The sequence below is a fragment of the Nocardioides aurantiacus genome (assembly GCF_003752505.1).
GTDB lineage: Bacteria > Actinomycetota > Actinomycetes > Propionibacteriales > Nocardioidaceae > Marmoricola > Marmoricola aurantiacus.
The window spans coordinates 83,296-109,663 of sequence record NZ_RKHO01000001.1; the positions used below are offsets into that span (position 1 = coordinate 83,296).

The following is a 26,368-nucleotide window of genomic DNA, read 5'->3' on the forward strand; positions in this document are numbered from 1 at the left end:
TCGCCGATGTGACCACGACGCGGGTGCCCCAGGGCGAGCGGAGCCGCGTCATGCGGCAACGGCTGCTCGAGGCCACCGTGGAGTGCCTGGTCGAGCACGGCTGGAGCGGCACGTCGACGACGCTGGTCTCCCAGCGCGCCGGGGTCAGCCGCGGCGCCCAGCTCCACCACTTCCCCACCAAGAGCGACCTGGTGCTGGCCGCCGTCGCCCACCTCAGCGAGGTGCGGGGCGAGGAGCTGCGGGTGGCGGCCGCGTCGCTGCCGTCCGGGGCGCGGCGCACGCGCGCGGTCCTGGAGATGTTCGCCGAGCACTTCACCTCGCCGGTCTTCGCCGCCGCGCTCGAGCTGTGGGTCGCGGCCCGCACCGACGCCGAGCTGCGCGCCGCGGTCGGGCCGCTGGAGCAGCGGGTCGGGCGCGAGGCCCACCGGATCGCGCTCGACGCCCTCGGCGCCGACGAGTCGCACCCGGGCGTCCGCGAGCTGGTGCAGGCCACGCTCGACCTGGTGCGCGGCCTCGGCCTCGCCAACACGATCAGCGACGACGCCGCCCGGCGCCGCCGGATCCTCGACCGGTGGGCGCGCACCCTCGACGCCGCACTGGACCCCGACGCCGCACCGGAGGCCCCGTGACCAGCCAGGACGTGCTCGACCAGGTGCTCGCCGACCTCGCCGCCGAGGGGGCGGCGCTGGAGGAGCTGGTCGCCCCGCTCGACGACGCCGGGTGGCGCACCCCCACCCCCGCCGCCGGCTGGGACGTCGCCACCCAGGTCGCCCACCTCGCCTGGACCGACGAGGTCGCGGTGGCCGCGGCGACCGACAAGGCCGCCTGGGACGCGGTGGTGACGGACGCGATCGGCGACCCCGAGGGGTTCGTCGACGCCGTCGCGCTGGCCGGTGGTCGCGCGGCCGCCGAGGAGCTGCTCGCCCGCTGGCGGGCGGGCAGGAGCGCGCTGGCCGCCGCGCTGCGGCAGGTCCCGGCGGGGGAGAAGCTGCCGTGGTTCGGCCCGCCGATGTCGCCCACCTCGATGGCGACCGCGCGGTTCATGGAGACGTGGGCGCACTCCCTCGACGTCGCCGACGCGCTGGGCGTCGTACCCCTGCCGACCGACCGGATCCGCCACGTCGCCCACCTCGGGGTGCGCACCCGCGGCTTCGCGTACGCCGCGAACGGGCTCGAGCCGGCCACCGCCGAGGTGCGCGTCGAGCTGGTCGCCCCGTCGGGCGAGACCTGGGCCTGGGGGGCCGAGGACGCCGAGCAGCGGGTGACCGGGTCGGCGTACGACTTCTGCCTGCGGGTCACCCAGCGCCGCCACCGCGCCGACCTCGACCTCCACGCGGTCGGGCCCGACGCCGACCGCTGGCTCGACCTCGCCCAGGCCTTCGCCGGCCCGCCCGGACCGGGTCGCCCGCCCGGCGACACCGGCCTGCAGGACCACCCGTGAGCGGCGTGCTGCGGATCGCGAACTGCAGCGGGTTCTACGGCGACCGGCTCTCGGCGATGCGCGAGGTGCTGGAGGGGGGCGAGGTGGACGTCGTCACCGGCGACTACCTCGCCGAGCTGACGATGCTCATCCTGGGCCGCGACCGGATGCGGGACGCCGGCCTGGGGTACGCCCGCACCTTCGTGCGCCAGGCCGAGGACTGCCTCGGGCTCGCCCTGGAGGGCGGGGTGCGGATCGTGGCCAACGCCGGCGGCCTCAACCCCGCCGGCCTGGCCGCGCGACTGCGCGAGGTCGCCGAGGCCCATGGCCTCGCCCCCCGGATCGCGTGGGTCGACGGCGACGACCTCGCCCCGCAGGCCGCGGCGCACGGCTGGGACGACGCCCTGACCGCCAACGCCTACCTCGGCGGCTGGGGCATCGCCCGGGCGCTGGCGGCCGGCGCCGACGTCGTGGTCACCGGCCGGGTCACCGACGCCTCGGTGGTGGTGGGCCCCGCGGCCTGGCACCACGGCTGGAGCCCCGGCGACCTCGACGCGCTCGCGGGCGCGATGGTGGCGGGCCACGTGCTCGAGTGCGGCACCCAGGCGACCGGCGGCAACTTCTCGGGCTTCCTCGACCTGCCCCGTGACGCCCGGCCGCTCGGCTTCCCGCTCGCCGAGGTCGCGGCCGACGGCTCGGCCGTGGTCACCAAGCACGCCGGCACCGGCGGGGCCGTCACCGTCGACACCGTGACCGCACAGCTGCTCTACGAGGTGCAGTCGACGCACTACCTCGGCCCCGACGTGTCCGTCGACCTCGCCTCCGTCGCGCTCGACCAGGAGGGCCCCGACCGGGTCCGGGTCTCCGGCGTGCGCGGACTGCCCCCGCCCGAGCAGCTCAAGGTCTGCGTCAACGCGCTCGGCGGGTGGCGCAACTCCCTCGAGCTGGTGCTGACCGACCTCGACCTGGAGGAGAAGGAGGCCTGGGTCCGGGCCCAGCTCGAGCCCTCGCTGCGCGCCGCCTCGGTCACCTGGTCGCGCTCCGGCTCGCCGGTCGCCGACGCCGACACCGAGGAGGGCGCCTCGCTGCGGCTGCGGGTCACCGTGCGCGACCCCGAGAAGGACGTGGTCGGCAAGGCGTTCACCGCTCCCGGCGTCGAGCTCGCGCTCGCGTCGTACCCCGGCTTCACGCTGACCGCCCCACCCGGCCCCGCCTCGCCCTACGGCGTCTACCGGGCGGCGTACGTCGACCGCTCGGCCGTGCAGCACACCGTCCACCTGCCCGACGGGTCGGCGGAGGTGGTGGCGGATCCGGCGGAGCGGGTGGTCCCGGACGTCCTGGCCCCCGATGTCGGACAGGTGGGGGCGAGAACGTCAGGGACTGTCCCGCACCCCGCCGCCCGCCCCACCCGACGCGTCCCGCTCGGCACCTTCGTCCACGCCCGCTCCGGCGACAAGGGCGGGGACGCCAACGTGGGGCTGTGGGTGCGCGCCGGCGAGAAGCAGGCCGAACGCGCGGCGTGGCTGCTCGCGACGCTGACCCCCGAGCTGGTCCGCAGGCTCCTGCCCGAGGCCGCCGACCTCGACGTCGAGGTCCACCCGCTGCCCAACCTGCACGGCGCCAACGTGCTGCTGCGCGGGCTGCTGGGCGAGGGCGTGGCCGCCTCCGCCCGGTTCGACCCCCAGGCCAAGGCCGTCGGCGAGTGGATCCGCGCCCGGCACGTCGAGATCCCCGAGGAGCTGCTGTGAGCCACCCGACCCGAGACGGCTGGACCCCCGAGCAGCGCGCGCTGCAGGACGCCACCACCGACTTCGTGCGCCGGGAGGTGACCCCCCACCTGCAGCACTGGGAGGACGCCGGGTCGATCCCGCGCGAGCTCCACCTCACCGCGGCCGAGGCCGGGCTGCTGGGGGTGGGCCTCCCCGAGTCCGTCGGCGGCCAGGGCGGCACGCTGCTCGACTCCGTGGCGCTGCAGGAGGCGTTCTTCGCCGCCGGCGGGTCGTCCGGTCTGGCCGCCGGGCTGTTCACCGGCGGCATCGCGCTCCCGCACCTCGCCGCCCACGGCACCCCCGACCAGGTCGACGCCTGGGTCCGCCCGACCCTGGCCGGCGAGAAGATCGGCTCGCTGGCGGTCACCGAGCCGGGCGGCGGCTCCGACGTCGCCGGCATCCGCACCACCGCCGTGCGAGACGGCGACCACTTCGTCGTCAACGGCGCCAAGACCTACATCACCAGCGGGGTGCGGGCCGACTTCGTCACCACCGCGGTGCGCACCGGCGGCCCCGGCCACGGCGGCATCAGCCTGCTGGTGGTGGAGAGGGGCACGCCCGGCTTCACCGTCGACCGCGCGCTGACCAAGATGGGCTGGCACTGCTCCGACACCGCCGAGCTGTCCTACGTCGACGTGCGGGTCCCGGTCGCGAACCTCGTCGGCGAGCAGGACAGCGGCTTCTACCAGATCGCCGAGCAGTTCGTGGTCGAGCGGATCGCGCTCGCGGTGCACGCCTACGGCATCGCGGCGCGGTCGCTGGCCCTGGCCGCGGCGTACGCGCAGGAGCGCGACACCTTCGGCCGGCCGCTCGCCTCGCGGCAGGTCGTGCAGCACCAGCTCGTCGAGATGCACCGGCTGGTGGAGACGGCCCGCGTCTACACCCGCCACGTCGCCGCGCTGCACGTCGCGGGCGAGGACGTCGTCGCGCAGGCGTGCCTGGCCAAGCAGACGGCCGTCGAGGCCTGTGACCACGTGGTGGACCGTGCCGTGCAGCTGCACGGCGGCGCGGGCTACATGCACGGGACCGAGGTGGAGCGGCACTACCGCGACTCCCGGATCCTGGCCATCGGAGGAGGAGCCACCGAGGTGCTGACCGACCTGACCGCCCGCCTGCTGGGGTACGCCGGATGAGCGCCGAGGTGAGCCGGCGCGAGGCGATGCTCGCCAAGGTCGCCGGACTCGAGACCGAGCAGGCCAAGGCGGTGGCCGGGGGCGGTGAGAAGTACGTCGAGCGCCACCACGCCCGCGGCAAGCTGCTGCCCCGGGAGCGGATCGAGCTGCTGGTCGACCCGGGCAGCGCCTTCCTCGAGCTGAGCCCGCTCGCGGGCTGGGGCTCGGACTTCGCCGTCGGTGCCAGCCTCGTGACCGGCATCGGCGTCGTCGAGGGCGTGGAGTGCCTCATCACCGCCAACGACCCGACGGTCAAGGGCGGGGCGAGCAACCCGTGGACGGTCAAGAAGGGCTTCCGGGCCGCCCAGATCGCCGAGGAGAACGGCCTGCCGACGATCTCGCTGGTGGAGTCCGGCGGCGCCGACCTGCCCACGCAGAAGGAGATCTTCATCCCCGGCGGCAAGGTCTTCCGCGACCTCACCCGCTCCAGCGCCCGCAAGCAACCGACCATCGCCCTGGTCTTCGGCAACTCCACCGCCGGCGGCGCCTACGTCCCCGGGATGAGCGACTACACGGTCATGGTCAAGGGCCAGGCCAAGGTCTTCCTCGGCGGTCCGCCGCTGGTCAAGATGGCCACCGGCGAGGATGCGGACGACGAGTCGCTGGGCGGCGCGGAGATGCACGCGCGCACCTCCGGGCTCGCGGACTACCTCGCGGTCGACGAGCACGACGCGATCCGGATCGGCCGGCGGATCGTGGCGCGGCTCAACGCCGACCGCGGGGTCCCGACGGGCCGGACCGGGCCGGCGTACGCCGAGCCGGCGCTGGACCCCGAGGACCTGCTCGACCTCGTCCCGACCGATCTCAAGGAGCCGTTCGACCCGCGCGAGGTGATCGCGCACCTGGCCGACGGGGTCTCGCCGACCAACGGGCAGGTCCTCGACGAGTTCAAGCCGCTCTACGGGCCCTCGCTGGTGACCGGGTGGGCGCGCATCCACGGTCGCCAGGTCGGGATCCTCGCCAACGCGCAGGGCGTGCTGTTCAGCGAGGAGGCGCAGAAGGCGACGCAGTTCATCCAGCTCGCCAACCAGGTCGACTGCCCGCTGCTGTTCCTGCACAACACGACCGGCTACATGGTCGGGGCGGAGTACGAGCAGGGCGGCATCATCAAGCACGGCGCCCAGATGCTCAACGCGGTCAGCAACAGCACGGTGCCGCACCTGACGGTGATCCTCGGGGCGTCGTACGGCGCGGGGAACTACGGCATGAACGGCCGGGCCTACGACCCGAGGTTCCTGTTCACCTGGCCCAGCGCCAAGTCGGCGGTGATGGGGCCGGCGCAGCTCGCCGGGGTGATGGAGATCGTCGCGCGGCAGTCGGCGGAGTCGCGAGGGCAGACCTTCGACGCCGAGGGGTTCGCCGGCATCAAGGAGCTCGTGGAGGCCCAGATCGAGGAGCAGAGCCTGCCGTACTTCCTGTCCGGGATGCTGTACGACGACGGCGTGATCGATCCCCGCGACACCCGGACGGTGCTGGGCATCTGCCTGTCCGTGATCACCTCCCACCACCCCGTCGAGGGCACCAGCCGCTTCGGCGTCTTCCGGATGTAGGGGAACGACATGACCATCACCCGACTGCTCGTCGCCAACCGCGGCGAGATCGCGCGCCGCGTGTTCGCGACCTGCCGCCGCCTCGGCATCGAGACCGTGGCGGTGCACTCCGACGCCGACGCGGGCCTGCCGTTCGTCCGGGAGGCCGACCTCGCGGTGCGGCTCCCCGGCGACGCGCCCGCGGACACCTACCTGCGGGCGGACCTCGTGCTCGACGCCGCCCGCCGCACGGGCGCCGACGCGATCCACCCCGGCTACGGCTTCCTGTCCGAGAACGCCGGCTTCGCCCGGGCCGTGCTGGACGCCGGGCTCACCTGGGTCGGTCCCGCGCCCGCCTCGATCGAGGCGATGGGCTCCAAGATCGAGGCCAAGAAGCTGATGCAGGCCGCCGGCGTGCCCGTCCTGGGCGACCTCGACCCCGACGCCGTCACCGAGGCCGACCTGCCGGTGCTGGTCAAGGCCTCGGCCGGCGGCGGCGGTCGCGGCATGCGGGTCGTGCGGCGGCTCGACGCCCTGCCCGACGCGGTCCGCTCGGCGCGCGCCGAGGCCGAGTCGGCCTTCGGTGACGGCACCGTGTTCGTCGAGAGCTACCTCGAGCACGGCCGGCACGTCGAGGTGCAGGTCGTCGGCGACGGCCGTGGCGAGGTGCTGGTGCTGGGCGAGCGCGACTGCTCGGTGCAGCGCCGCCACCAGAAGGTGGTCGAGGAGGCACCCGCCCCCGGCCTGTCCGACGACGTGCGCCGCACGCTCCACGACGCCGCCCGCGACGCGGCCGCCGCGATCGACTACGTCGGCGCCGGCACGGTGGAGTTCATGGTCGCGGGCGACAGGGTCGCCTTCCTGGAGATGAACACCCGCCTCCAGGTCGAGCACCCCGTCACCGAGGCCGTCTTCGGGGTCGACCTGGTCGAGCTGCAGCTGCAGGTCGCCGAGGGCGGGTCGTGTGCCCCACGACGCGCCGGAGCGCGTCCCGGGGCACACGACCCCGTCGGGCTCGGGCCGGTCGGCCACGCCATCGAGGTCCGCCTGTACGCCGAGGACCCGGCGGCCGACTACCGGCCGCAGAGCGGGCGGCTCGGCCGCTTCGAGGTGCCCGACGTCGACGTGGAGTTCGGGCCGCTGGCCGGCCCCGGGCTGCGGCTCGACTCCGGCTTCGCGAGCGGCGACGAGGTGGGCACCCACTACGACGCGATGCTGGCCAAGGTCGTCGCCTGGGCCCCGACCCGTGGGCAGGCCGCGCGGCGGCTGGCCGGTGCGCTGCGCCGGGCCCGGCTGCACGGCGTACGCACCAACCGGGACCTGCTCGTCGAGGTGCTCGGCCACGAGGCCTTCCTGGCCGGAGACCTGTCCACCGACTTCCTGCACGACCACGCGTTCGCCAGCATCGAGGACGACGCGCTGCCCGGCACCGCGACCGACCAGGGCCTGCTCTGCTTCGCGGCGGCGGTGGCGCTGACCGAGCGGGACGTCGCTCGGCGCCCGGTGCAGCGCGGCATCCCGTCGGGGTGGCGCAACGTGGTCTCGGCCCCGCAGGTGACGCCGCTGGAGGTGCGCGGGACGCGGGTCGACGTGGGCTGGCTCGGCGGGCGGGGCGGCTACCGGTTCGTCGACACCTACGGCGAGGTCCACGGCGCCCGGGCGGTGTCGGTCACCGGCGGCCCGGAGCGGTGGCAGGTCGTGGTCGAGCACGGCGGGGTGAGCCACCCCGTCGAGGTGACGCTCCACGGCGACCTCGTCCCCCACGCGGTCGACGTCGACGCGGCGGTCGGCCACCTGGCGCTCGTCGCGCTCCCGCGCTTCGTGGACCCCGCCGACGTGCTCGCCGAGGGGTCGCTGCTGGCGCCCATGCCCGGCACCGTGGTGGGCGTCCCGGTCGCCGAGGGCGCGCAGGTCGCCGCCGGCGACCCCGTCGTGGTCCTCGAGGCCATGAAGATGCAGCACACGATCAAGGCCCCCGTCGACGGCGTCGTCACCGACCTCGTCGCCGCGGGCCAGCAGGTGGCCGCGGGCGACGTGCTCGCGGTGGTCTCGACGAGCTCGACCAGCGATGACGGCACGACCCACCACGACGAAGGAGAACCCGCATGAGCACCTACACCGAGTCCGACGAGCGGCTGGAGCTGCGCAAGGCGGTGAGGTCGCTCGCGTCGGCGTACGGCCGGGAGTACTTCACCGAGAAGGCCCGCTCCGGCGAGAAGACGACCGAGCTGTGGCTGGAGATCGGCAAGCAGGGCTTCCTCGGCACCAACCTGCCCGAGGAGTACGGCGGCGGAGGCGGCGGCATCGGCGACACCGCCGCGGTCTGCGAGGAGCTCGCCGCGCAGGGCTGCCCGCTGCTGCTCATGGTCGTCAGCCCCGCCATCTGCGGCACGATCATCGGCCGCTACGGCACCGAGGCCCAGAAGCAGAAGTGGCTGCCCGGCATCTGCGACGGCACCGGCACCATGGCCTTCGCCATCACCGAACCCGACGCCGGCACCAACACCCACAAGATCACCACCACCGGCCGCAAGGACGGCGACGAGTGGGTGCTCAACGGTCGCAAGGTCTGGATCTCCGGCATCGACGAGGCCGACCACGTCCTGGTCGTGGCCCGGGTGACCGACGACGGCAGCGGCCGGGTCAAGCCGGTGCTGTTCGTGGTGCCCACCGACGCGCCCGGCTTCGAGGCGCACCCGATCCCGATGGAGATCGTCAGCCCCGAGCGGCAGTTCCAGGTCTTCCTCGACGACGTCCGGCTCCCCGCCGACGCGGTGGTCGGCAACGAGGACGGCGGCCTCGACCAGCTCTTCGCCGGGCTCAACCCCGAGCGCATCATGGCGGCGTCGTTCTCGACCGGCCTCGCGCGCTTCGCCCTCGACAAGGCCACGGCGTACGTCAAGGAGCGCGAGGTCTGGGGCGTCCCCATCGGCTCCCACCAGGGCCTCGCCCACCCGCTGGCGCAGTCCAAGATCGAGATCGAGCTGGCCCGGCTGATGACGCAGAAGGCCGCCGCCCTCTACGACGCCGGGCTGGACTCGGAGGCGGGCGAGGCGGCCAACATGGCCAAGTACGCCGCTGCCGAGGCCGCCTGCGACGCCGCCGACCGCGCCGTCCAGGCCCACGGCGGCAACGGCATCACCCAGGAGTACGGCGTCGCCGGCCTCCTCGTCGCCGCCCGCGCCGGCCGGATTGCCCCCGTCAGCCGCGAGATGATCCTCAACTACATCGGCATGCACTCCCTGGGCCTCCCGAAGTCCTACTGAGGCCGGCGGGGGCTCATGTAACGCGGGGTTATTGCATGTGGACAAGGCCGGTCCGGGCCGTTCTCGTGCACAGCACCGCACCACATGGGTCCAGCGATGGGTACCGAGCACCACACCACCGAGGAGCACCGATGACCGAGACCACCACCCTCGTGACGTACGACGTGCATCAGGCCGTCGCGACCATCACGCTGGACTCGCCGCACAACCGCAACGCGCTGTCGGCGCTGCTGGTGACCCAGCTGCTCGACGCGCTCGACCGTGCGGCGGCCGACGACGAGGCGCGGATCGTGCTGCTGCGCTCCGCGGACCGGGTCTTCTGCAGCGGCGCCGACCTCAAGGAGGCCGGCGCCGGCGGGATGCAGCAGGGTGCCCGGGCGCTGGTGGCGCTGCAGCGCACGATCGTCGCGCACCCCAAGCCGGTGGTGACCCGCCTCGCCGGGCCGGTGCGCGCGGGCGGGCTGGGCATCGTGGCCGCCAGCGACGTGGTGCTGTGCAGCGACGACGTCACGTTCGCGTTCACCGAGAGCCGCCTCGGCCTGGCGCCCGCGGTCATCTCGCTGACCGTGGTGCCGCGGCTGACCAGCCGGGCGGCCGCCGACACCTCCCTGACCGGGCGCACCTTCGCCGCCGCCGAGGCCGCGGCGATAGGCCTGGTCACGCGCGCCGTGCCCGTCGACCAGCTCGACGCCGCCGTCGAGCAGGCCTGCGAGGACCTGCGTCAGGCCCACCCCCAGGGCCTGCGCGAGACCAAGGCGCTGCTCGCCGGCGACCTGCTGCGGCGCATCGACGCCCAGGCCGAGGAGATGGCAACCCTCAGCACCCGACTGTTCGGCTCCGAGGGTGCCCGTGAGGCGATGGCCGCGTTCCTCGAGCGCCGTACGAGGTAGCCGGTCGCGCCACCTGGTGCGGTGCTGTTGCTCCCGGTGCGGCGTACGGCCCTTGTCCACATGCAATAACCCCGCGTTACATGGGGCCGCCGCCGCTGCTCACCGCCGCCGCCGGCCACCGCCTGCGGGCCCGCGCCCCCGGCAGCCCGCCTCAGCGGCCGCCCCGACGACGACCGCCGCGGCGGCGCCAGGGGCCGGTGACGGCGAAGGTGGTGCCGGGGTCGTAGACGTTGAAGAACATCACCCGGCCGTCGGGGGAGAACGAGACGCCGGACAGCTCGCCGGTGTTGCCGGGCGTGGTGGCCTGGCGGTTGCGGGCGAAGACGAACGGCTCGCCCGCGGCGGTGGTGCCGAGCATGTAGTTCTCGCCGTCGGAGTCCTCGCAGATCATCAGCCCGCCGTACGGCGAGACGCAGATGTTGTCGGGGCACTCGTAGACGTCGTCCGCGTCGGTGCCGACGAAGATCAGCTCCAGGGTCAGGGTGTTGCGCCGGGTGTCGTAGCGCCACACCTGGCCGTCGTGGCTCGCGGTCGAGCCGTCCTCGGGGCGGGCGAAGCTGGAGACGAAGTAGGACGAGCTGTCGGCCCGCCCCCACCAGGCGCCCTCGAGCTTCTGCCCGCGGGTGATCGGCTTGGGGTAGTCCTGCGCGCGGGTCGGCGTGGTGGCCGCCGTCGGGTCGGGCACGTCGAGCCACTCGATGCCGCGGAAGGTGGTGCCCGCCTTGCGGACGGTGCTGAGGTCCTCCAGCCCCGGCACGTGCAGGGCCTGGAGCGTGCCGCCGGCGCGCAGCGAGCCGTAGCCGCCCCGGGGCTTGTGGGGCAGGAAGCGGTAGTAGCTGCCGAGCGGGGCGCCCGAGAAGGCGTCCTCGGTCTCGTAGGCGATGCCGGTGCTCGGGTCGATGGCCACGGCCTCGTGCATGAAGCGGCCCATGTCGGTCAGCGGCACGGGGTCGGCGTTGCGGCGGTTGTCGTAGGGGTCGACCTCGAAGATCCAGCCGTGGTCCTTGGTGTAGCCGTTGGTGCCGGTGCGGTCCTCGGTCTCCTCGCAGGTCAGCCACGTGCCCCACGGGGTGATGCCGCCGGAGCAGTTGATGGCGGTGCCGCCGAGGCTGACGTACTCCTCGCGCAGCTTCAGGTCGCTGCCGAGCACGAGGTTGGTGGTGCCGCCGCCGGCGCCCGGGTCGTACGTCGTCTCCAGGCCCGCCGTCGGCACGCGGAACTCGGCGTCGGGGTAGACCTCGTGGTTGCGCACCAGCCGGAAGCCGCCGCCCCGCCGGTTGGCGAAGCTGCCCATCCCGTCGTGGTTGCTGGGCACCGGACCGCCGCCCGAGCGCATCGGCCGGCCCTCGCGGGACAGGATCCGGTAGGAGAAGCCGCGGGGGAGGTCGAGGACGCCCCGCGGGTCGCGCACCAGCGGGCCGTAGCCCTTGGTGGGGCCGCGGCGGCCGGCGTCCGGCATCGCGGTGTAGAGCGCGTCGGCGCGGCCCGAGAGCCCGATCGCCAGTCCGGCCGAGCCGGTGCCGAGCAGCAGGGCGCGGCGGCTCAGTGCAGCGGCGTTGGTCTGGGTGTCCGTCATGGTGTCTCCTCCGAGTAGGCCTGTGACGCTAGTCACTCGCACCGACAGCGTCCATGGGGCCCTGCCCGGCGACGCTCAGCCGCGGTGCACGCGCGGGCCGAAGACGGGGGCGTCGTAGAGCCGCCCGCGGGTGCGCGAGTCGTCGGCCCACACGCGGGTGCCCGAGGCGGTGACGGTGCCCGCGGCGACGCGCACCCAGGCGGGGGCGCTCAGGCACGCGCGGGGCACCACGACGCGGACGGTGGCGTCGTGTCCGTAGCTGATGCTGCTGCGCAGCACGCAGCCCTCGGGGCGCCGGTCGACCCCGGTCAGCTGCGCCCGGCCCTGCCAGGCGCCGGGGCCCGCGGTGACGGCGAGCTCGCGGCGCACGCCCTCGTCGGTCACCATCCGGAACCAGTGGCGGTGCCAGCTCCCGCCCGCCCGCAGCGCGGCGAACCGCAGCTCGAGGGTGACGGTCCGGCGGCCGTGGACCACGCGGCTGGAGGTGACGTCGCCGCTGACGCGGCCGGCGTCGACCCGGCCGGGCGCGCCGCCGCCCTGGACGACGACGTCGCTGCGGCTGTCGGAGCCGGTGCTCGAGGCCGCGTGGGCGGCGGACGGCACGAGCACGCTGACCAGCGCGGCGAGCAGGGCGGCCAGCGCGGACGCGGCGAGGGGGGCACGACGAGACGAGGACACAGCACAGCTCCCGAGGTCCGCGTGGGGGGGGATACGGACGATCAACGACGCTAGGGGAGGGACGCGACAAACCGGGCGGAAATGACGAACTGGTCTACCGCGTCCTGGCCCAGTGGGGCTCAGGGGAGCCAGGCGGCGATCCGGTCGAGCCCGGTCGCGATCTCCTCGGTGCCGCCGGCGAAGGAGAGCCGGACGAACCGGTCGCCCCGCACGGTGTCGAAGTCGAGGCCCGGGGCGGTGGCCACGCCGGTCTCGTCGAGCAGTCGCAGGCACCAGGCGTAGGAGTCGTCGGTGAGGTGGGAGATGTCGGCGTAGACGTAGAACGCCCCGTCCGCCGGGGCCAGCCGGTCGATGCCCAGCCGGGGGAGCCGGTCGAGCAGGAGCGCGCGGTTGGTGGCGTAGCGGGCGACGTGGCCGTCGAGCTCGGCGTACGACTCCGGGGTGAAGGCGGCGAGGGCGGCGTACTGGCCGAGGGCCGGCGGGCAGATGGTGAAGTTGCCGGTGAGCACCTCGACGGGACGGCGCAGGTCCTCCGGCACCAGCATCCAGCCCAGGCGCCAGCCGGTCATCGAGAAGTACTTGCTGAACGACCCGAACACCACGCCCGTGCGCGAGGTCTGCCACGCCGAGCTCGTGGCGACCCCGCCCGTGTCGTAGGTGATGCCGTGGTAGATCTCGTCGCTGACCAGGCGTACGCCGCGCTCCTCGCACCACCGCGCGATCGCGGCCAGCTCCGCGGGCTCGATCATGGTGCCGGTCGGGTTGGCGGGCGAGGCCACGACGAGACCGGCGACCGGACCCTCGACGGCCTCGAGCAGCTCGACGGTCGGCTGGAACCGGGTCTCCGGGCCGCAGTCGACCTCGACCACCTCGCACCCCAGCGCCCGCAGCACGTTGCGGTAGCAGGCGTAGCCGGGCCGGGCCATCACGACGCGGTCGCCCGGCTCGAAGGAGGCGAGGAACGCCAGCAGGAAACCGCCCGAGGACCCGGTCGTGATCACCACGTCGTCGAGGTCGACGTCGATGCCGCTGGTGCGGCGGTGGTGGTCGGCCACGGCCTGGCGCAGCCCGGGGATCCCGGTCGACACCGTGTAGCCGAGCACCTCGGCGTCGAGCAGCCGCTTGGCCTCCTCGCGCACCGCCCGCGGCGCGCCGGTGGAGGGCTGGCCCGCCACGCAGTTGACGAGGTCGCCGTGGGAGAGCTGGCGCCGTTGTGCGGCGGCCAGGAGGTCCATCACGTGGAAGGGCGGGACGTTCGCCCGCGAGGCGACCTGGAGGCGGGCGTGCGACGGCGTGCTCACCACCCGATCGTAGGAGCGCGGAGGCTAGAAGAAGTCGGGGCACCACGGGGCGCGGTGCCAGGAGAACGCCGTGCCGGCGGCGGCGACGGCGCCGGGGGTGTGCTCGGTGACGCGGCCGACGCGGTGCAGGTCCGCGAGGCGTACGCCGCCGAGGTAGACCGTCCCCAGCTCCAGCACCCCCAGCGCGACGTCGGCCGGGTCGTCGGTGCGCTCGACGGTGGTGCTCTCCGCCGGGCCGTCGGTCCGCACGCGCCAGCGGCCGGCGTTGGCGGGGAGCAGGTCGTCGGCGACCTCGATCACGACGTCGAGCGGAGCGGCGTACGACCGGGCGCGGAGCGCGGCGGCCACGTCGACGACGCGGACGTAGAGCGCGTCCAGGACCTCGGTGCCGACCGCGCGGGCGTCGTGGACCAGCAGCCGCAGCAGCTCGTCGGACGGCGCGTTGCGGGCGCGGAAGCGCCGGGCCAGGTCGAGGTCGAGCAGGTAGCGCCACAGCGTCGCGTGGGCCACGGGGTCCTCGGCCCACAGCTCGTTGATCCGCACCTCGCTGTCGGGCTCGGTGGCCGTCTGGTCCTCCTTGAAGCGGTACGTCGCGAAGCCGTCGACCTCGCCCGCCTCGCTCCAGTGCACGACGTGCCGCAGCTCGGTGGCGCCGTCGCGGGCGAACGGCTGGTCGAAGAGGGCGAACTCCCACGAGTGGTCGGCGGGACGCGCCATCGTGCCCGGGCGGTCGCGGCGCAGCCGCTCGTGCAGGGGGCGTACGACGGTCAGGAACTGCTCGCGGGTGAGCTCGTCGACCGACCCGCCGGTCCGCACGCCGGGCAGGAAGTCCAGCGACCGGGTGCGGCCGCGCAGCTGCAGCCGCGACACCGCCGGCCCGTAGCCGAACCGGCCGTAGATCAGCGACTCCGAGGCCCACAGCGCGGCCAGCGGCTCGCCGCGCCGGGCGACGTCCTCGAGCTGGTGGCGCATCATCGCGCTGAGCAGCCCGCGGCGGCGGTACGGCGGGTGCACCGTCACCACCGTCACCGCGGCCGTCGGCACGGAGAAGCCGCCCGGGACGCCGAGCTCGCGGGTCAGGGCCCCGCACGTGGAGACCCACCGGTCGCCGACCCGGAAGCCGAACGAGCGGTCGTCCTCGAACACCTCGCGGTCGAGCGCGAGGGTCTCGGGGTGGTGCTCCTCCTGGAAGCCCCGCGCGACCGCCTTCATCCAGTCCTCGAACGACGCCGCCGTGACGTGGTCCATCGACGGCTCGGCCAGGTGCGGGGCGGGCGGCACGACGCCGGGTGCTGCGGGGGAGACGGTCGGGTCGGGGCTCATGGGTCCATCACAGCGGACGCCCACCGCGGTGGCCAACCGGGTTTCGCGACGACGGCCTCGCCGGCCGGTGCGCCGATTCCGTCACGGCGCGTCCCGCGATGGGCCACACTGCTCGCCCAGCCGTCCTCCACCTCGGGAGCCCCCATGCGCCTGCGCCCCTCCGCCACCCTCGGCCTCGCCCTGGCCGCCCTCGTCCTCGCCGGTTGCGGCGGCGGCGACGACGCCGGCGGGTCCGGCGGGGCCGGCTCCAGCGGCGGTGGCGAGAGCCCGTCGGCCGACGCCGGGTCCGGCGGCGGCGACAAGGAGCTGTGCGGCAAGCCCACGAGCGAGTGGCAGCTCGGGCTGCGCGACGTGGCCCGGGCCGACCCGTCCGACCAGGCGGCGTACGACGCGACGCTGGACCAGGCGGTCGAGGACACCACCGCCCTCGCCGGCCAGGCCCAGGACGCCGACCTGAAGGCGGCGTACACCACGGTCGCGACCGGTCTGGAGGACCTGAAGGAGAAGGTCTCCTCCGGGGCGATCGACACCTCCAACCCGGCGATGATGCTGCGCGCCGGGGCCGACGCGGTGGCCGGTCAGGCCGACGTCGCCGAGGCGTGCCTGGCCCTCGGCGCCGCCTGAGGCCGGAGCCGCTGCCCGACCGGCCTCCCGTCCCCGCGCGCAGCGCCGGGTCGGCGTCCGGGAGGGCCCGGGACCCCTCGGAGGCGTCAGGGGCGGGGCCGTCGCGGCCCTAGACTGGGCCCCCGACCCGACGACCGCCGAGGTGCCCCCGTGACACTCGACGTCCACGAGCTCGACCGCCTGCTGCTGGTCGGGGCGGGCGTGCTGCTGCTGGCGATCCTCGCCGTGCGGCTGAGCGTGCGGGCCGGGCTGCCGAGCCTCCTGGTCTACCTCGCCATGGGCGTGGCGATGGGCGAGTCCGGGCTCGGGATCCGCTTCGACGACGCCGAGGTCGCCCACGCCCTGGGGTTCGCCGCCCTGGTGCTGATCCTGGCCGAGGGCGGTCTCACCACGCCCTGGCCGGAGATCCGGCCGGTGATGCGGCTGGGGGTCTCGCTCGCCACCATCGGGGTGGCGGTCAGCGTGCTGACGATGGCCCTGGTCGGTCACTACCTGCTGGGGCTGACCTGGGAGCTGGCCGTGCTGCTGGGCGCGGTGACCGCGCCGACCGACGCCGCGGCGGTGTTCTCGGTGCTGCGGCGGCTGCCGCTGCCGCGCCGGTTGACCGGTGCGCTCGAGGCCGAGTCGGGCCTCAACGACGCCCCCACCGTCGTGCTGGTCACGCTGATCAGTGCCGCCAGCGCGGGCGGGGGCGAGCGCCACAGCGTCCTCGGGTTCGCCGGGGAGATCGCCTTCGAGCTGGGGCTCGGCGTCCTCGGCGGCGCGGTCGTCGGGTTCAGCGGCGCCTGGCTGCTGCGCCGCTCCGCACTCCCGGCCTCGGGCCTCTACCCGCTCGCGGTGCTGTCCTTCACCGTCCTGGCGTACGCCGGGACGGCGACCCTCCACGGCTCCGGCTTCGCCGCGGTCTACGTCGCGGCGCTCGTCCTCGGCAACGCCGAGCTGCCCCACCGGGCGGCGACGCGGTCGTTCTCCGAGGGGGTGGCGTGGCTGGCGCAGATCGGCCTGTTCGTGATGCTCGGCCTGCTTGCGGCTCCGGGTCGGATCACCCTGGAGACGGTGACGATCGCGGTGGTGGCGCTGCTGGCCCTGACGCTCCTCGCTCGGCCGCTGTCGGTGGGGGTCGCCTCGCTGGTGCAGCCGGTGGGGCTGCGCGAGGCGACGTTCCTGTCGTGGGCCGGACTGCGGGGCGCGGTCCCGATCGTGCTGACGACGATCCCGCTCGCCGACGCCGTCGACGGCTCCACCCAGCTGTTCGACATCGTCTTCGTGGTGGTGCTGCTCGACACCCTGGTGACCGGACCCACGCTGCCCGGGGTCGCCCGGGCGCTGCGGCTGGCCCGGCGCAGCGAGCCGCGCGACCTCGAGGTGGAGGCGGCCCCGCTGGAGCGGATCGCCGCCGACCTGCTCCAGGTCACCATCTCGCCGCAGTCGCTGATGCACGGCGTCGAGGTCGGTGAGCTGCGGCTGCCTCCGGGCTCCTCGGTCGCGCTCGTCGTGCGCGACGGCCAGACGATCGTGCCGGAGCGTCGTACGGTGCTGCGGCACGGCGACGACGTCCTGGTCGTCACCCCCCGGGCGCTGCGCGAGGCGACCGAGAAGCGGTTGCGGGCGGTGTCGGTCGGGGGCCGGCTGGCCCAGTGGCTGGGCACACGGCCACCGGCCTGAGACCGGGGGGAAGCCCTCTCAGCCGACGTCGATGCACTTCTCGACCGGCTGGTCGAGCTTGATCCGGCGCGGCGCCTTCGGGTCCACCCGGTCGAACCGGTCGCCGACGACGACGTCGACGCCCGGGCCGAGGTCCTCGGGCACGAGCCGCACGCGGGTGCGCGGGCCGAGCGCCGAGGCGACGAGCTGGGCGGCCGGGTCCTGCGCCTCCGTGGTCCACACGATCGCTCGCGGCACGGTCGCGTCGTCGGGCGCGTTGCCGGCGTTGCCGCCCCGGAAGCCTGCGTCCTCGAGCTTCTGCAGCGTGGTGCCCGCCAACCCGGACTTCGACCCCGCGTTGTAGACGCTCACCTGGACGTCGCGTCGGGTGATGAACTCCTGCACCTGCTTCTCGGCCTCGGTGCAGCCGGCGTCGGCGCCGCCGCTGCTGGGGAACGGCGCGGTCGCCGCGCGCACGCCGAACACGGCCATGCCCGCGAGCACGAGCAGCAGCACCACCAGGGTGGCGGCGGTCGTGAGGTGTCGTCGGTGCACGGTGCGTCCCCCAGGTCGGCGGCGGTCAGGAGAGGTCGTCGATGACGTGGACCCTGGCATGCAGCACGTGCCGCTGGTGCAGCGCCGCGCGGAGGGCGCGGTGCAGGCCGTCCTCGAGGTAGAGGTCGTCGCGCCACTCCACGACGTGGGCGAACAGGTCGCCGAAGAAGGTGGAGTCCTCGTCCAGCAGGGCCGCCAGCTGCAGCGTGTCCTTGGTGGTCACGAGCTCGTCGAGGCGCACCGGCCGCGGGGGCAGCGCGGCCCAGTCGCGGGAGGCCAGCTCGTGGTCGGGGTAGGGCCGTCCCTCGCCCACGCGCTTGAAGATCACCGCCACATCATAGGGACGGGTCGTCCCCGGCCCGGTCTACTGTGAGCGCCATGAGCCAGTCGCCCGGGGACGCCGGCAGCAGTGGGAGCAGCATCGAGAGCACCGTCGCGGCGGGCTACGCCTTCACCGGTCCGGCCCTCGAGCTGGGTGGCCTGATGACCGACGTGACCACCCTGACCGGCACGCGGGTCCGGATCCCGCTGGCCATGCTGAACCGCCACGGCCTGGTCGCGGGCGCCACCGGCACCGGCAAGACCAAGACGCTGCAGCTGCTCGCCGAGCAGCTCTCGGCCGCGGGCGTGCCGGTCTTCGCGGCCGACATCAAGGGCGACCTCTCCGGGCTCTCGGCCCCCGGCGCCGAGAACCCCAAGGTGGTCGAGCGCGCGACCTCGGTGGGCCAGGAGTGGCAGGCGACCGGCTACCCGGTCGAGTTCTACGCCCTCGGCGGTGAGGGCACCGGCATCCCGCTGCGCGTGACCATGACGGCCTTCGGGCCCACGCTGCTCTCCAAGGTGCTCGGCCTCAACGACACCCAGGAGTCCTCGTTGGGCCTCGTCTTCCACTACGCCGACAAGGCCGGGCTGCCGCTGCTCGACCTCGCCGACCTGCGCGAGGTGGTCAAGCACCTCACCTCCGACGAGGGCAAGGCCGACCTCAAGGACCTCGGCGGGCTCTCCTCGGCGACCGCCGGGGTGATCCTGCGCGAGCTGATCGCGTTCTCCGACCAGGGCGCCGACGCCTTCTTCGGCGAGCCCGAGTTCGAGTCGGCCGACCTGCTGCGCACCACGCCCGACGGCCAGGGCCTGATCTCGCTCGTCGAGCTGCCGCGGCTGCAGGACCGGCCCGCGATCTTCTCCACCTTCTTGATGTGGCTGCTGGCCGACCTGTTCCACGACCTGCCCGAGGTCGGCGACGTCGAGCAGCCCAAGCTGGTCTTCTTCTTCGACGAGGCGCACCTGCTGTTCAACGACGCCTCCAAGGCGTTCCTCGACTCCATCGCGCAGACCGTCCGGCTGATCCGCTCCAAGGGGGTCGGCGTCTTCTTCGTGACCCAGTCGCCCACCGACGTGCCCGACGCCGTGCTGGCCCAGCTCGGCTCCCGGGTGCAGCACCAGCTGCGCGCGGCCACCCCCAACGACGCCAAGGCGCTCAAGCAGACGGTCGCGACCTATCCCCACTCCGCCTACGACGACCTCGGCCAGGTGATCCTGTCCCTCGGCATCGGTGAGGCGATCGTGACGGTGATGAACGAGCGCGGCGCCCCGACCCCGGTCGCCTGGACCCGGCTGCGCGCTCCGCAGTCGCTGATGGGCCCGGCCGAGGCCGCGGCTATGGAGGCGGCGGTCACCGACTCGAGCCTGCACGCGAAGTACGCCGAGGCCGTCGACCGCGAGTCGGCCCGCGAGATCCTCGCCGGCAAGCTCGAGGCCGGGGCCGAGAAGGCGCGGGCCGAGCAGGAGGCGACGCAGGCCGGGCCGGAGGGGGCCGGCACCCCCGAGGAGCGGCTGCGTCGCGAGGGCGAGCGCGCCACCCGGCCGCGCTCGGGATCGCGGCCGCGCGCCCGCCAGGAGAAGTCGATGGCCGAGCAGGTGATGGGCTCGACCGCCTTCAAGCAGGTCGTGCGCACCGCGGCCCGCGAGATCGTGCGCGGGATGTTCCGCACCGGCCGCCGCTGACGGACCCCCGCCGCTCGAGCCCGTCGGGACCCGGTGCCCGCCTGGCGGCGCTGGGTACGTTCGTGAGGTGACCTCACCCCTCGACCTCCCGCGCGCCGCGTCGCGCGCCGCCCAGCGTCGGCTCGGCCTCGCGCTGCGGTCCCGGGTCGCCGGCGACGACGCCCCGGAGCGCGCCGCCCGGATCTGGGGCGCCGAGGGCGAGCGCTGGTTCACCCCCGAGGACCCCGTGTGGCGCGTCAACGCCGACGCCGCGATGTTCCCCGGCGGGATCGCCGCGCTGCTGCTGCAGTCGCTGCACCCGCTGGCCATGGCCGGGGTCGCCGGCCACAGCGGCTACAAGGGCGACCCGTGGGGCAGGCTGCAGCGCACCAGCCACTACCTCGCCGTCACCACCTTCGGCACCGTCGCCGACGCCGAGCAGTCGATCGCCGTGGTCCGAGCGGTCCACCGGCGCGTGCGCGGCGAGCTCGAGGGCGTGCCGTACGCCGCGGACGACCCCCACCTGCTCCGCTGGGTCCACGTCGCCGAGGTGTGGTCGTTCCTGCGGGCCTACCAGACCTACGCCGCGCAGCCGCTGACCGACGCCGAGGCCGACCTCTACGTCCGGCAGACCAACGTCGCCGCCTCCCGCCTCGGCGCGCGCGAGCTGCCGGAGTCGGTGGCCGAGCTCGACGAGGTGCTCGAGGCGTTCCGCCCGGAGCTGCGCATCACCGCCGCCGCCCGCGAGGCGACCCGCTTCATGCTGCTCAACCCACCGGTCCCCGTGCTCGCCCGTCCCGGCTACGCGCTGATCGCCGCCGGGGGCGTGGCGCTGCTGCCGCGCTGGGCGCGCCTGCAGCTCGCCCTGCCCGTGTTCGGTCCCGGGGTCACCGTGGCCGCCGGTGCCGGCAGCCTGTCGACCGCGCTCGTGCGGTGGGGCATGGCCGGCCTCGCCGACCGCGCGCCGGGGGCCGGTCCCCTCGACCGCACCGAGCAGGAGGAGTCCGCGTGAGCGCCTGGAGCAGGGTGGCCACCCGACGCGGGCTGCGCACGCTGGCCGCCACCGGCGCCGCGGCCGCGACCAGCGCCGCGCTCGGTGCAGCCGCCACCACGCCCGACGACCCGTGGTACCGCGCGCTGGCCAAGCCCCCGTGGGACCCGCCGCCGATCGCGTTCCCGCTCGTCTGGACGCCGCTGTACGCCGACATCGCCGTCACCGGCGCGGCCGCCCTCACCGAGCTCGAGGAGCAGGGTCGCACCGAGGACGCCGCGATGCTGCGTCGCACGCTCGCGGTCAACCTCGTCCTCAACACCGGGTGGAGCGTGCTGTTCTGGCGCTCCCGCCGGCCGGTGCTCTCGACCGTGTGGTGCGCCGCCCTGGCCGCCCACTCCGGCGTGCTGGTCCGCCGGGTGGCCTCGGCCGACCCCTCGCTCGGGGTCGCGCTGGCGCCGTACCCCGCCTGGTGCACCTTCGCCACGGCCCTCAACGGCTCGATCGCCCGCCGCAACCGCTGACCCTCGGGCACACGACCCAGGGGTGGGGTCCTCAGTGGGCGAGCTTGAGGCCGACCACGCAGCCGACCAGGCCGACGAGCAGCAGCACCTTGACCACCGAGACCTGCTCCTCGCCGGTCCACATCGCCCAGGCGACGGTCAGCGCAGCACCCACGCCCACCCACACGGCGTACGACGTCCCGAGCGGCAGCGTGCGCATCGCGAACGCCAGCCCGCCCATGCTGGCCACGAGCGCGACCGCGAAGACGACCGACGGGACGGGGCGGGTGAACCCCTCGGAGCGACCGAGGGCGGTCGCCCAGACGGCCTCGAGGACACCGGAGACGATCAGCACGATCCAGGAAACGGGAGCTCCTCGTGGCCGTCGGTCGCTGACCGGGTACGGCTCCCTCGTCCGGACGACCGGGTGCGGCCGTTGCGCCCGAACCTAGCAAACGCGGGGGCTCAGGCCGGGTCGGTGTCCGCGCCGGACAGGCTGTCGCCGGTCGCGGAGGTGCCCTCGGCGCCGTCGTCGTCCAGCGAGCGGCGCAGCGCCTCGCGCAGCGGCACCGAGGTGTAGTCGTCGGGCAGCAGCTCACGCGTGGCGTCGCGCTCGCCGCACACCAGGTCGTGCGAGAGGCTGTCGACCAGGGAGACCACGGTGGGACGGTCCATCCGGGTGACGAGGGCGACGATGCGCCCCGCCAGTCCCTTGGGCACCAGCGGGACGGTCGCCTGCGGACGGCGTACGCCGAGCACGTCGGCCATCACGCGCAGCAGCTCGGGGTAGGTCACCACGTCGTCGCCCCCGACGTCGTAGTGCCGGTCGCGCGGCTCGCCCTCGAGGGCACCGGCCACGGCCAGGGTGACCTCCTCGATCGTCACCGGCTGGAGCCGCGAGCGCATCCACGTCGGGATCGGCGCCACGGGGACCCGCGTGGTGAGGCGTCGCAGGATCTCGAACGAGGTCGACCCGGCGCCGATGACCATCGCCGCGCGCAGCACGGTGGCGGGCACCGAGGAGCCGAGGAAGACCTCCTCGACCTGGAGCCGTGAGCGCAGGTGCTCCGACAGCTCGCCCTCGGGCACCAGCCCGGAGAGGTAGACGACGCGACCGACGCCGGCCTGCTCGCAGGCCTCGGCGACCAGCTCGGCCGCCTCGCGGTCCTTGGTGAGGAAGTCGTCGGAGTCCAAGGAGTGGATCAGGTAGACGACCGCGTCCATGCCCCGCACGGCCTGGCGGACCAGGTCGGGCTCGGTGATGTCGAACCGGGTCAGCTCGACGTCGCCGGCCCAGGGGTAGTGGTCGGCCGAGCCCTCGCGGCGCACCGCGGCGTGGACGTCGTGGCCGCGCTCGAGCAGTCGGGGCACCAGCCGCGACCCGACGTAGCCGGTGGCGCCGGTGACGAGGACCTTCACGCTGCGACTCCGCGCAGGGCCGGGACGGGGACGGCGGACCGCACGGCGTCGCGCAGGCCGCGACGGCGGCGCTCCACCCAGCCGTCGGGCAGGGAGAGCCGCGCCACCTTGTGCCAGGCCGAGGCGAGCTGGGTCGGGAACGACCCCGAGTGGTAGCGCAGGCCGTGGCGCTCGAAGACCCCGCGCACCCGCGGCGCGATCCGCGCGTAGCGGTTGCTGGGCAGGTCGGGGAACAGGTGGTGCTCGATCTGGTGCGACAGGTTGCCGCTGAGCAGGTGGAGCAGCGGGCTGCCGGAGATGTTGGCCGAGCCGAGCATCTGGCGGAGGTACCACCGGCCGCGTGTCTCGTCGGGGTCGATCGCCTCCTGCGCGAAGGTCTCGACGCCCTCGGGGAAGTGGCCGCACATGATGATCGAGTGGCTCCAGACGTTGCGCGTCAGGTTGGCCGTCGCGTTGGCGGCCATCGTGTGGCGCCACGACCGTCCCGACAGCAGCGGCATCAGCAGGTAGTCCTTGGCGGCGTGGCGGCCGACCTTGCGCAGCGTGGCGCGCAGCCGCACCCGCTGGTCGTCGGAGAGGCCGGTGCCCGAGCGGAAGCTATCGCCCAGCTGCAGGTCGTACGCCGCGATGCCGTACTCGAAGAAGCACGCGTTGAGCGCGTTCCACAGCGGCTGCGCGAGGTAGCGCGGCCTCCACGGCTGCTCCTCGTCGACGCGCATGATCCCGTAGCCGAGGTCGTCGTCCATGCCGAGGATGTTGGTGTTCACGTGGTGCGAGCCGTTGTGCGAGCGCTTCCACTCCGCCGCCGGGGTGGCGTGGTCCCACTCCCAGGTCGTGGAGTGGATCTTGGGGTCGCGCATCCAGTCCCACTGCCCGTGGAGGACGTTGTGCCCGATCTCCATGTTCTCGAGGATCTTGGACAGGCTCAGCGCAGCGGTGCCGAGCAGCCACAGGGGTCGGCGGCGGCTGCCGAGCAGCGCGGCCCGGCCGCCGAGCTCGAGCAGGCGCTGCACCAGGATCACCCGTCGGATGTACGCCGCGTCGGCCGCGCCGCGCGAGGCCAGCACCTCGCGGCGGATGGCGTCCAGCTCCTCGCCGAGCCGCTCGACGTCGGCGTCGGTCAGGTGCTGGACCTGGTTGGGGGTCTTGTGCTCCAGCGCGGTCACGACGTGCTCCTCGGCGGTCCGGTGTCGGGCGGGCGTCGGCGTTCGATCGGTGGGCGACGACCCGGACGCTGTACCCGATGCGGGCCGGACCGCTCGCACCCCGGGTGCAGACGTGGGCCCGGCAGCCCGGCCGGAGCCGGGCCTCCGGGCCCACGAGCGGCGGAGGATAGGGGATTCGAACCCCTGAGGGCGTTAACCCAACCCGCTTTCCAAGCGAGCGCCATAGGCCACTAGGCGAATCCTCCGCCGGAGAGGCTACCGCCCCCGGTTCGCGCGCGGGAAATCGCCCGGTTGGTCGACCGGTCGGCCCCTCGCCTAGACTCCGGGGCAACCCCCCGTGCGGCGGTACCTCACTGAACTCCCCCAGGGCCGGAAGGCAGCAAGGGCAGGTGGGCTCTTCCGGGTGCACGGGGGGCCTTTCGCTCCCCGGACGGCGTCGATGCGGCCGTCGTACGCCTGTCGGCGCCGGTCGTTAGGGTGACCGGGTGCAGTCCTCGCTCGCCCTCTACCGCCGCTACCGGCCGGAGACGTTCGCCGAGGTGATCGGGCAGGACCACGTCACCGAGCCGCTCCGCGCGGCGCTGGCCCACAACCGGGTCAACCACGCCTACCTGTTCTCGGGCCCGCGCGGCTGCGGCAAGACGACCAGCGCCCGCATCCTGGCCCGGGCGCTCAACTGCGAGCGGGCGCCGATCTCCGACCCCTGCGGCGAGTGCCGGTCGTGCGTCGACCTGGCCCGGGGCGGTCCGGGATCCGTGGACGTCATCGAGATCGACGCGGCCAGCCACGGCGGCGTCGACGACGCCCGCGACCTGCGCGAGCGGGCCTTCTTCGCGCCGGTCAGCAGCCGCTACAAGGTCTACATCATCGACGAGGCCCACATGGTCTCCTCGCAGGGCTTCAACGCCCTGCTCAAGCTGGTCGAGGAGCCGCCGGAGCACCTCAAGTTCATCTTCGCCACGACCGAGCCGGAGAAGGTCATCGCGACGATCCGCTCGCGGACCCACCACTACCCCTTCCGGCTGATCCCGCCGCGGGTGCTCTCGGACTACCTCGCCGAGCTGTGCACCAAGGAGGGCGTCCGCATCGACGCCGCCGCGCTGCCGCTGGTGGTGCGGGCCGGCGCGGGGTCCGCTCGCGACTCGCTCTCGGTGCTCGACCAGCTGCTCGGGGGCGCCGGCCCCGACGGGGTGACCTACGAGGTCGCCACCGGGCTGCTCGGCTACACCCCCGACAACCTGCTCGACGAGGTCGTCGACGCCTTCGCCGCCCAGGACGGCGCCGGGGTCTTCGGCGTCGTGGACAAGGTGATCGAGACCGGACAGGACCCCCGTCGGTTCACCGAGGACCTGCTGCGCCGGCTCCGCGACCTCGTCATCGTCGCCGCGGTGCCCGAGGCCCACGCCTCGGGGCTGCTCGACGCCCCGGAGGACCAGGCCGAGCGGCTCGTCGCCCAGGCCGCACGCTTCGGTCGCGCCGACCTGGTCCGCGCCGCCGACCTCGTCGCGGCCGGGCTGACCGAGATGCGCGGAGCCACCACGCCCCGGCTGCTGCTCGAGCTGCTGTGCGCCAAGGTGCTGCTGCCGGGCGCCGACCACGCCGAGCTCGGCGTCCTGGCCCGGATGGACCGCCTCGAGCGCCGCCTCGACGTCGCCGGCTCCGGCCCCGTCGACCTCCCCGCCGCCCGCCCGGTCCCCCGGCCCGAGCCCACCGCCCCCACCGCCCCCCGGGCCGAGGAGCCGGCCCCCGCCGCCCCCCGGGCCGAGCAGCCCGCGCCCGCCGCCCCTCGGTCCGAGGAGCCCGCGCACGCCGGTCCCCGGATCCCCGAGGAGGTCGCGCAACGACCGTCTCGAGGCGCCGGACCCGACCAGCCCGCACCCCAGCCCATCGCCGAGCCCGCCGCCGACGAGGCCGCCCCCGGTCAGCTCTCCCTGGCCGACGTCCGCCGGCTCTGGCCCGACCTGCTCGAGCAGGTCAAGCGGATGCGGCGCTTCACCTGGATCCTGCTCAGCCAGAACGCCCAGGTCATCGCGGTCGACCAGCGCAGCCTCACGGTCGGGTTCAAGACCGCCGGCGCCCGCGACTCCTTCCTCGGTGGCGGCAGCGAGGAGATCCTGCGCCAGGCCGCCATCGACATGGTCGGTGCCGACTGGAAGATCGAGACCGTCGTCGACTCGGCGACCGACCCGGGTGCGCAGACCGCGATGCGGGTCACCCGGCCGGCCGTGCCCGACGCCCCCGAGCCCCCCTCCGGCCCCGAGCCGCCCGACCCCGGCCCGGCGGCGACCGCCCAGGCCGCACCCCCACGTGCCGGGGCGAGCGAGGCTGCTCGCGCCCGGATCGCGGCCACCCGCGGCCCCGGCGCCCCCGAGGGGGAGCAGGGTCCCCGCGAGGACCCCGACGCCGACGCCCACCGCGACGACCCGTCGGCGGCCGACAACGGCATCGACACCACCGAGCTGCTCGCCCGCGAGCTGGGTGCCACGGTCATCGAGGACATCCCGCACAGCTGAACGTCCGACCCGCACCACCCGGCACCACCCCCGGATCTCGGCACCA

The 26,368-nt window shown here is 74.5% G+C and carries 23 protein-coding genes, 1 tRNA gene, 1 other RNA gene and 1 riboswitch; of the genes, 15 read left to right on the forward strand and 10 right to left on the reverse strand.

Going from position 1 to position 26,368, the window contains the following annotated elements:
• The first annotated feature begins 8 nt into the window (after positions 1–8).
• From EDD33_RS00380 to EDD33_RS00415, 8 genes are all read left to right on the forward strand, one after another.
• Positions 9–629 (forward strand): TetR/AcrR family transcriptional regulator, encoded by a 621-nt coding sequence (locus tag EDD33_RS00380; RefSeq protein WP_342773569.1) that lies wholly within the window; start codon positions 9–11, stop codon positions 627–629.
• Positions 626–1,441, forward strand: a complete 816-nt coding sequence (locus EDD33_RS00385) for a TIGR03084 family metal-binding protein (RefSeq protein WP_246003278.1) — start codon at positions 626–628, stop codon at positions 1,439–1,441. The genes EDD33_RS00380 and EDD33_RS00385 overlap by 4 nt, the downstream gene beginning before the upstream one ends.
• Complete coding sequence (locus EDD33_RS00390; protein WP_246003279.1) at positions 1,438–3,168, forward strand: acyclic terpene utilization AtuA family protein; 1,731 nt, start codon at positions 1,438–1,440, stop codon at positions 3,166–3,168. Before EDD33_RS00385 ends, EDD33_RS00390 begins: the two co-directional genes overlap by 4 nt.
• Positions 3,165–4,322 (forward strand): acyl-CoA dehydrogenase family protein, encoded by a 1,158-nt coding sequence (locus tag EDD33_RS00395; protein ID WP_123388659.1) that lies wholly within the window; start codon positions 3,165–3,167, stop codon positions 4,320–4,322. Before EDD33_RS00390 ends, EDD33_RS00395 begins: the two co-directional genes overlap by 4 nt.
• Positions 4,319–5,911, forward strand: coding sequence for an acyl-CoA carboxylase subunit beta (locus EDD33_RS00400; protein WP_123388660.1), 1,593 nt, complete (start codon positions 4,319–4,321; stop codon positions 5,909–5,911). Before EDD33_RS00395 ends, EDD33_RS00400 begins: the two co-directional genes overlap by 4 nt.
• 9 nt (positions 5,912–5,920) lie before the next feature.
• A complete protein-coding gene (locus EDD33_RS00405) occupies positions 5,921–7,999 on the forward strand; it encodes an acetyl/propionyl/methylcrotonyl-CoA carboxylase subunit alpha (RefSeq protein WP_123388661.1) in 2,079 nt (692 codons plus the stop codon).
• A complete protein-coding gene (locus EDD33_RS00410; RefSeq protein ID WP_123388662.1) occupies positions 7,996–9,156 on the forward strand; it encodes an acyl-CoA dehydrogenase family protein in 1,161 nt (386 codons plus the stop codon). Before EDD33_RS00405 ends, EDD33_RS00410 begins: the two co-directional genes overlap by 4 nt.
• 131 nt (positions 9,157–9,287) lie before the next feature.
• Complete coding sequence (locus EDD33_RS00415) at positions 9,288–10,046, forward strand: enoyl-CoA hydratase family protein (RefSeq protein WP_123388663.1); 759 nt, start codon at positions 9,288–9,290, stop codon at positions 10,044–10,046.
• A gap of 151 nt (positions 10,047–10,197) precedes the next feature.
• On the opposite strand, the gene EDD33_RS00420 is transcribed toward EDD33_RS00415, so the two are convergent.
• The 4 genes from EDD33_RS00420 to EDD33_RS00435 all read right to left on the reverse strand — a co-directional run bounded on the left by EDD33_RS00420 (position 10,198) and on the right by EDD33_RS00435 (position 14,924).
• Positions 10,198–11,622, reverse strand: a complete 1,425-nt coding sequence (locus tag EDD33_RS00420) for an alkaline phosphatase PhoX (RefSeq protein WP_123388664.1) — start codon at positions 11,620–11,622, stop codon at positions 10,198–10,200.
• Between the two features lie 75 nt (positions 11,623–11,697).
• The gene (locus tag EDD33_RS00425) at positions 11,698–12,300 is read right to left on the reverse strand and encodes a hypothetical protein (protein WP_123388665.1); all 603 of its coding nucleotides are present in this window, start codon (positions 12,298–12,300) and stop codon (positions 11,698–11,700) included.
• 119 nt (positions 12,301–12,419) lie between these two features.
• Positions 12,420–13,601: a pyridoxal phosphate-dependent aminotransferase gene (locus tag EDD33_RS00430; protein ID WP_246003280.1), complete on the reverse strand. Its 1,182-nt coding sequence runs from the start codon at positions 13,599–13,601 to the stop codon at positions 12,420–12,422.
• Between the two features lie 24 nt (positions 13,602–13,625).
• Positions 13,626–14,924: a GNAT family N-acetyltransferase gene (locus EDD33_RS00435; protein WP_123388666.1), complete on the reverse strand. Its 1,299-nt coding sequence runs from the start codon at positions 14,922–14,924 to the stop codon at positions 13,626–13,628.
• Between the two features lie 144 nt (positions 14,925–15,068).
• Here EDD33_RS00435 and EDD33_RS00440 point away from each other — a divergent pair, with 144 nt between their 5' ends.
• Positions 15,069–15,548, forward strand: a complete 480-nt coding sequence (locus EDD33_RS00440) for a hypothetical protein (RefSeq protein ID WP_123388667.1) — start codon at positions 15,069–15,071, stop codon at positions 15,546–15,548.
• A 150-nt stretch (positions 15,549–15,698) separates the two neighbouring features.
• On the forward strand, positions 15,699–17,213 hold the full coding sequence (locus tag EDD33_RS00445; protein WP_123388668.1) for a potassium/proton antiporter: 1,515 nt from the start codon (positions 15,699–15,701) through the stop codon (positions 17,211–17,213).
• Between the two features lie 18 nt (positions 17,214–17,231).
• Here the strand turns inward: EDD33_RS00445 and EDD33_RS00450 are convergent, their stop codons facing one another.
• Positions 17,232–17,747, reverse strand: coding sequence for a LytR C-terminal domain-containing protein (locus EDD33_RS00450; RefSeq protein ID WP_170169659.1), 516 nt, complete (start codon positions 17,745–17,747; stop codon positions 17,232–17,234).
• 25 nt (positions 17,748–17,772) lie between these two features.
• Complete coding sequence (locus EDD33_RS00455; RefSeq protein WP_123392824.1) at positions 17,773–18,075, reverse strand: type II toxin-antitoxin system VapB family antitoxin; 303 nt, start codon at positions 18,073–18,075, stop codon at positions 17,773–17,775.
• A gap of 50 nt (positions 18,076–18,125) precedes the next feature.
• On the opposite strand from EDD33_RS00455, the gene EDD33_RS00460 reads away from it, so the two are divergent.
• The 3 genes from EDD33_RS00460 to EDD33_RS00470 all read left to right on the forward strand — a co-directional run bounded on the left by EDD33_RS00460 (position 18,126) and on the right by EDD33_RS00470 (position 21,245).
• On the forward strand, positions 18,126–19,751 hold the full coding sequence (locus tag EDD33_RS00460; protein ID WP_123388670.1) for a helicase HerA-like domain-containing protein: 1,626 nt from the start codon (positions 18,126–18,128) through the stop codon (positions 19,749–19,751).
• 67 nt (positions 19,752–19,818) lie between these two features.
• Complete coding sequence (locus tag EDD33_RS00465; RefSeq protein ID WP_123388671.1) at positions 19,819–20,742, forward strand: oxygenase MpaB family protein; 924 nt, start codon at positions 19,819–19,821, stop codon at positions 20,740–20,742.
• Positions 20,739–21,245, forward strand: a complete 507-nt coding sequence (locus tag EDD33_RS00470; protein ID WP_211332362.1) for a TspO/MBR family protein — start codon at positions 20,739–20,741, stop codon at positions 21,243–21,245. The genes EDD33_RS00465 and EDD33_RS00470 overlap by 4 nt, the downstream gene beginning before the upstream one ends.
• A gap of 31 nt (positions 21,246–21,276) precedes the next feature.
• On the opposite strand, the gene EDD33_RS00475 is transcribed toward EDD33_RS00470, so the two are convergent.
• The 4 genes from EDD33_RS00475 to EDD33_RS00490 all read right to left on the reverse strand — a co-directional run bounded on the left by EDD33_RS00475 (position 21,277) and on the right by EDD33_RS00490 (position 24,054).
• Positions 21,277–21,579: a DMT family transporter gene (locus EDD33_RS00475; protein WP_246003281.1), complete on the reverse strand. Its 303-nt coding sequence runs from the start codon at positions 21,577–21,579 to the stop codon at positions 21,277–21,279.
• A 22-nt stretch (positions 21,580–21,601) separates the two neighbouring features.
• Positions 21,602–21,664: riboswitch (guanidine-III (ykkC-III) riboswitch) on the reverse strand.
• Positions 21,665–21,689: 25 nt separating this feature from the next.
• A complete protein-coding gene (locus EDD33_RS00480; protein WP_170169660.1) occupies positions 21,690–22,643 on the reverse strand; it encodes an NAD(P)H-binding protein in 954 nt (317 codons plus the stop codon).
• Positions 22,640–23,809 (reverse strand): fatty acid desaturase family protein, encoded by a 1,170-nt coding sequence (locus EDD33_RS00485; protein ID WP_123388674.1) that lies wholly within the window; start codon positions 23,807–23,809, stop codon positions 22,640–22,642. Before EDD33_RS00485 ends, EDD33_RS00480 begins: the two co-directional genes overlap by 4 nt.
• A gap of 160 nt (positions 23,810–23,969) precedes the next feature.
• Positions 23,970–24,054: transfer RNA gene (locus EDD33_RS00490), tRNA-Ser, on the reverse strand.
• 84 nt (positions 24,055–24,138) lie between these two features.
• On the opposite strand from EDD33_RS00490, the gene ffs reads away from it, so the two are divergent.
• Both ffs and EDD33_RS00500 read left to right on the forward strand, forming a co-directional pair.
• An RNA gene (gene ffs / locus EDD33_RS00495) (signal recognition particle sRNA small type) lies at positions 24,139–24,229 on the forward strand.
• A 65-nt stretch (positions 24,230–24,294) separates the two neighbouring features.
• Positions 24,295–26,322: a DNA polymerase III subunit gamma and tau gene (locus EDD33_RS00500; RefSeq protein ID WP_123388675.1), complete on the forward strand. Its 2,028-nt coding sequence runs from the start codon at positions 24,295–24,297 to the stop codon at positions 26,320–26,322.
• The last annotated feature ends 46 nt before the right edge of the window (positions 26,323–26,368 follow it).

What these genes read in the sequence shown, in the direction of transcription:
- EDD33_RS00400 (WP_123388660.1), top strand. Translation starts at nt 4,319, where the DNA reads ATGAGCGCCGAGGTGAGCCGGCGCGAGGCGATGCTCGCCAAGGTCGCC.
- EDD33_RS00405 (WP_123388661.1), top strand. Translation starts at nt 5,921, where the DNA reads ATGACCATCACCCGACTGCTCGTCGCCAACCGCGGCGAGATCGCGCGC.
- EDD33_RS00410 (WP_123388662.1), top strand. Translation starts at nt 7,996, where the DNA reads ATGAGCACCTACACCGAGTCCGACGAGCGGCTGGAGCTGCGCAAGGCG.
- EDD33_RS00415 (WP_123388663.1), top strand. Translation starts at nt 9,288, where the DNA reads ATGACCGAGACCACCACCCTCGTGACGTACGACGTGCATCAGGCCGTC.
- EDD33_RS00420 (WP_123388664.1), bottom strand. Translation starts at nt 11,622, where the DNA reads ATGACGGACACCCAGACCAACGCCGCTGCACTGAGCCGCCGCGCCCTG.
- EDD33_RS00435 (WP_123388666.1), bottom strand. Translation starts at nt 14,924, where the DNA reads ATGAGCCCCGACCCGACCGTCTCCCCCGCAGCACCCGGCGTCGTGCCG.
- EDD33_RS00440 (WP_123388667.1), top strand. Translation starts at nt 15,069, where the DNA reads ATGCGCCTGCGCCCCTCCGCCACCCTCGGCCTCGCCCTGGCCGCCCTC.
- EDD33_RS00460 (WP_123388670.1), top strand. Translation starts at nt 18,126, where the DNA reads ATGAGCCAGTCGCCCGGGGACGCCGGCAGCAGTGGGAGCAGCATCGAG.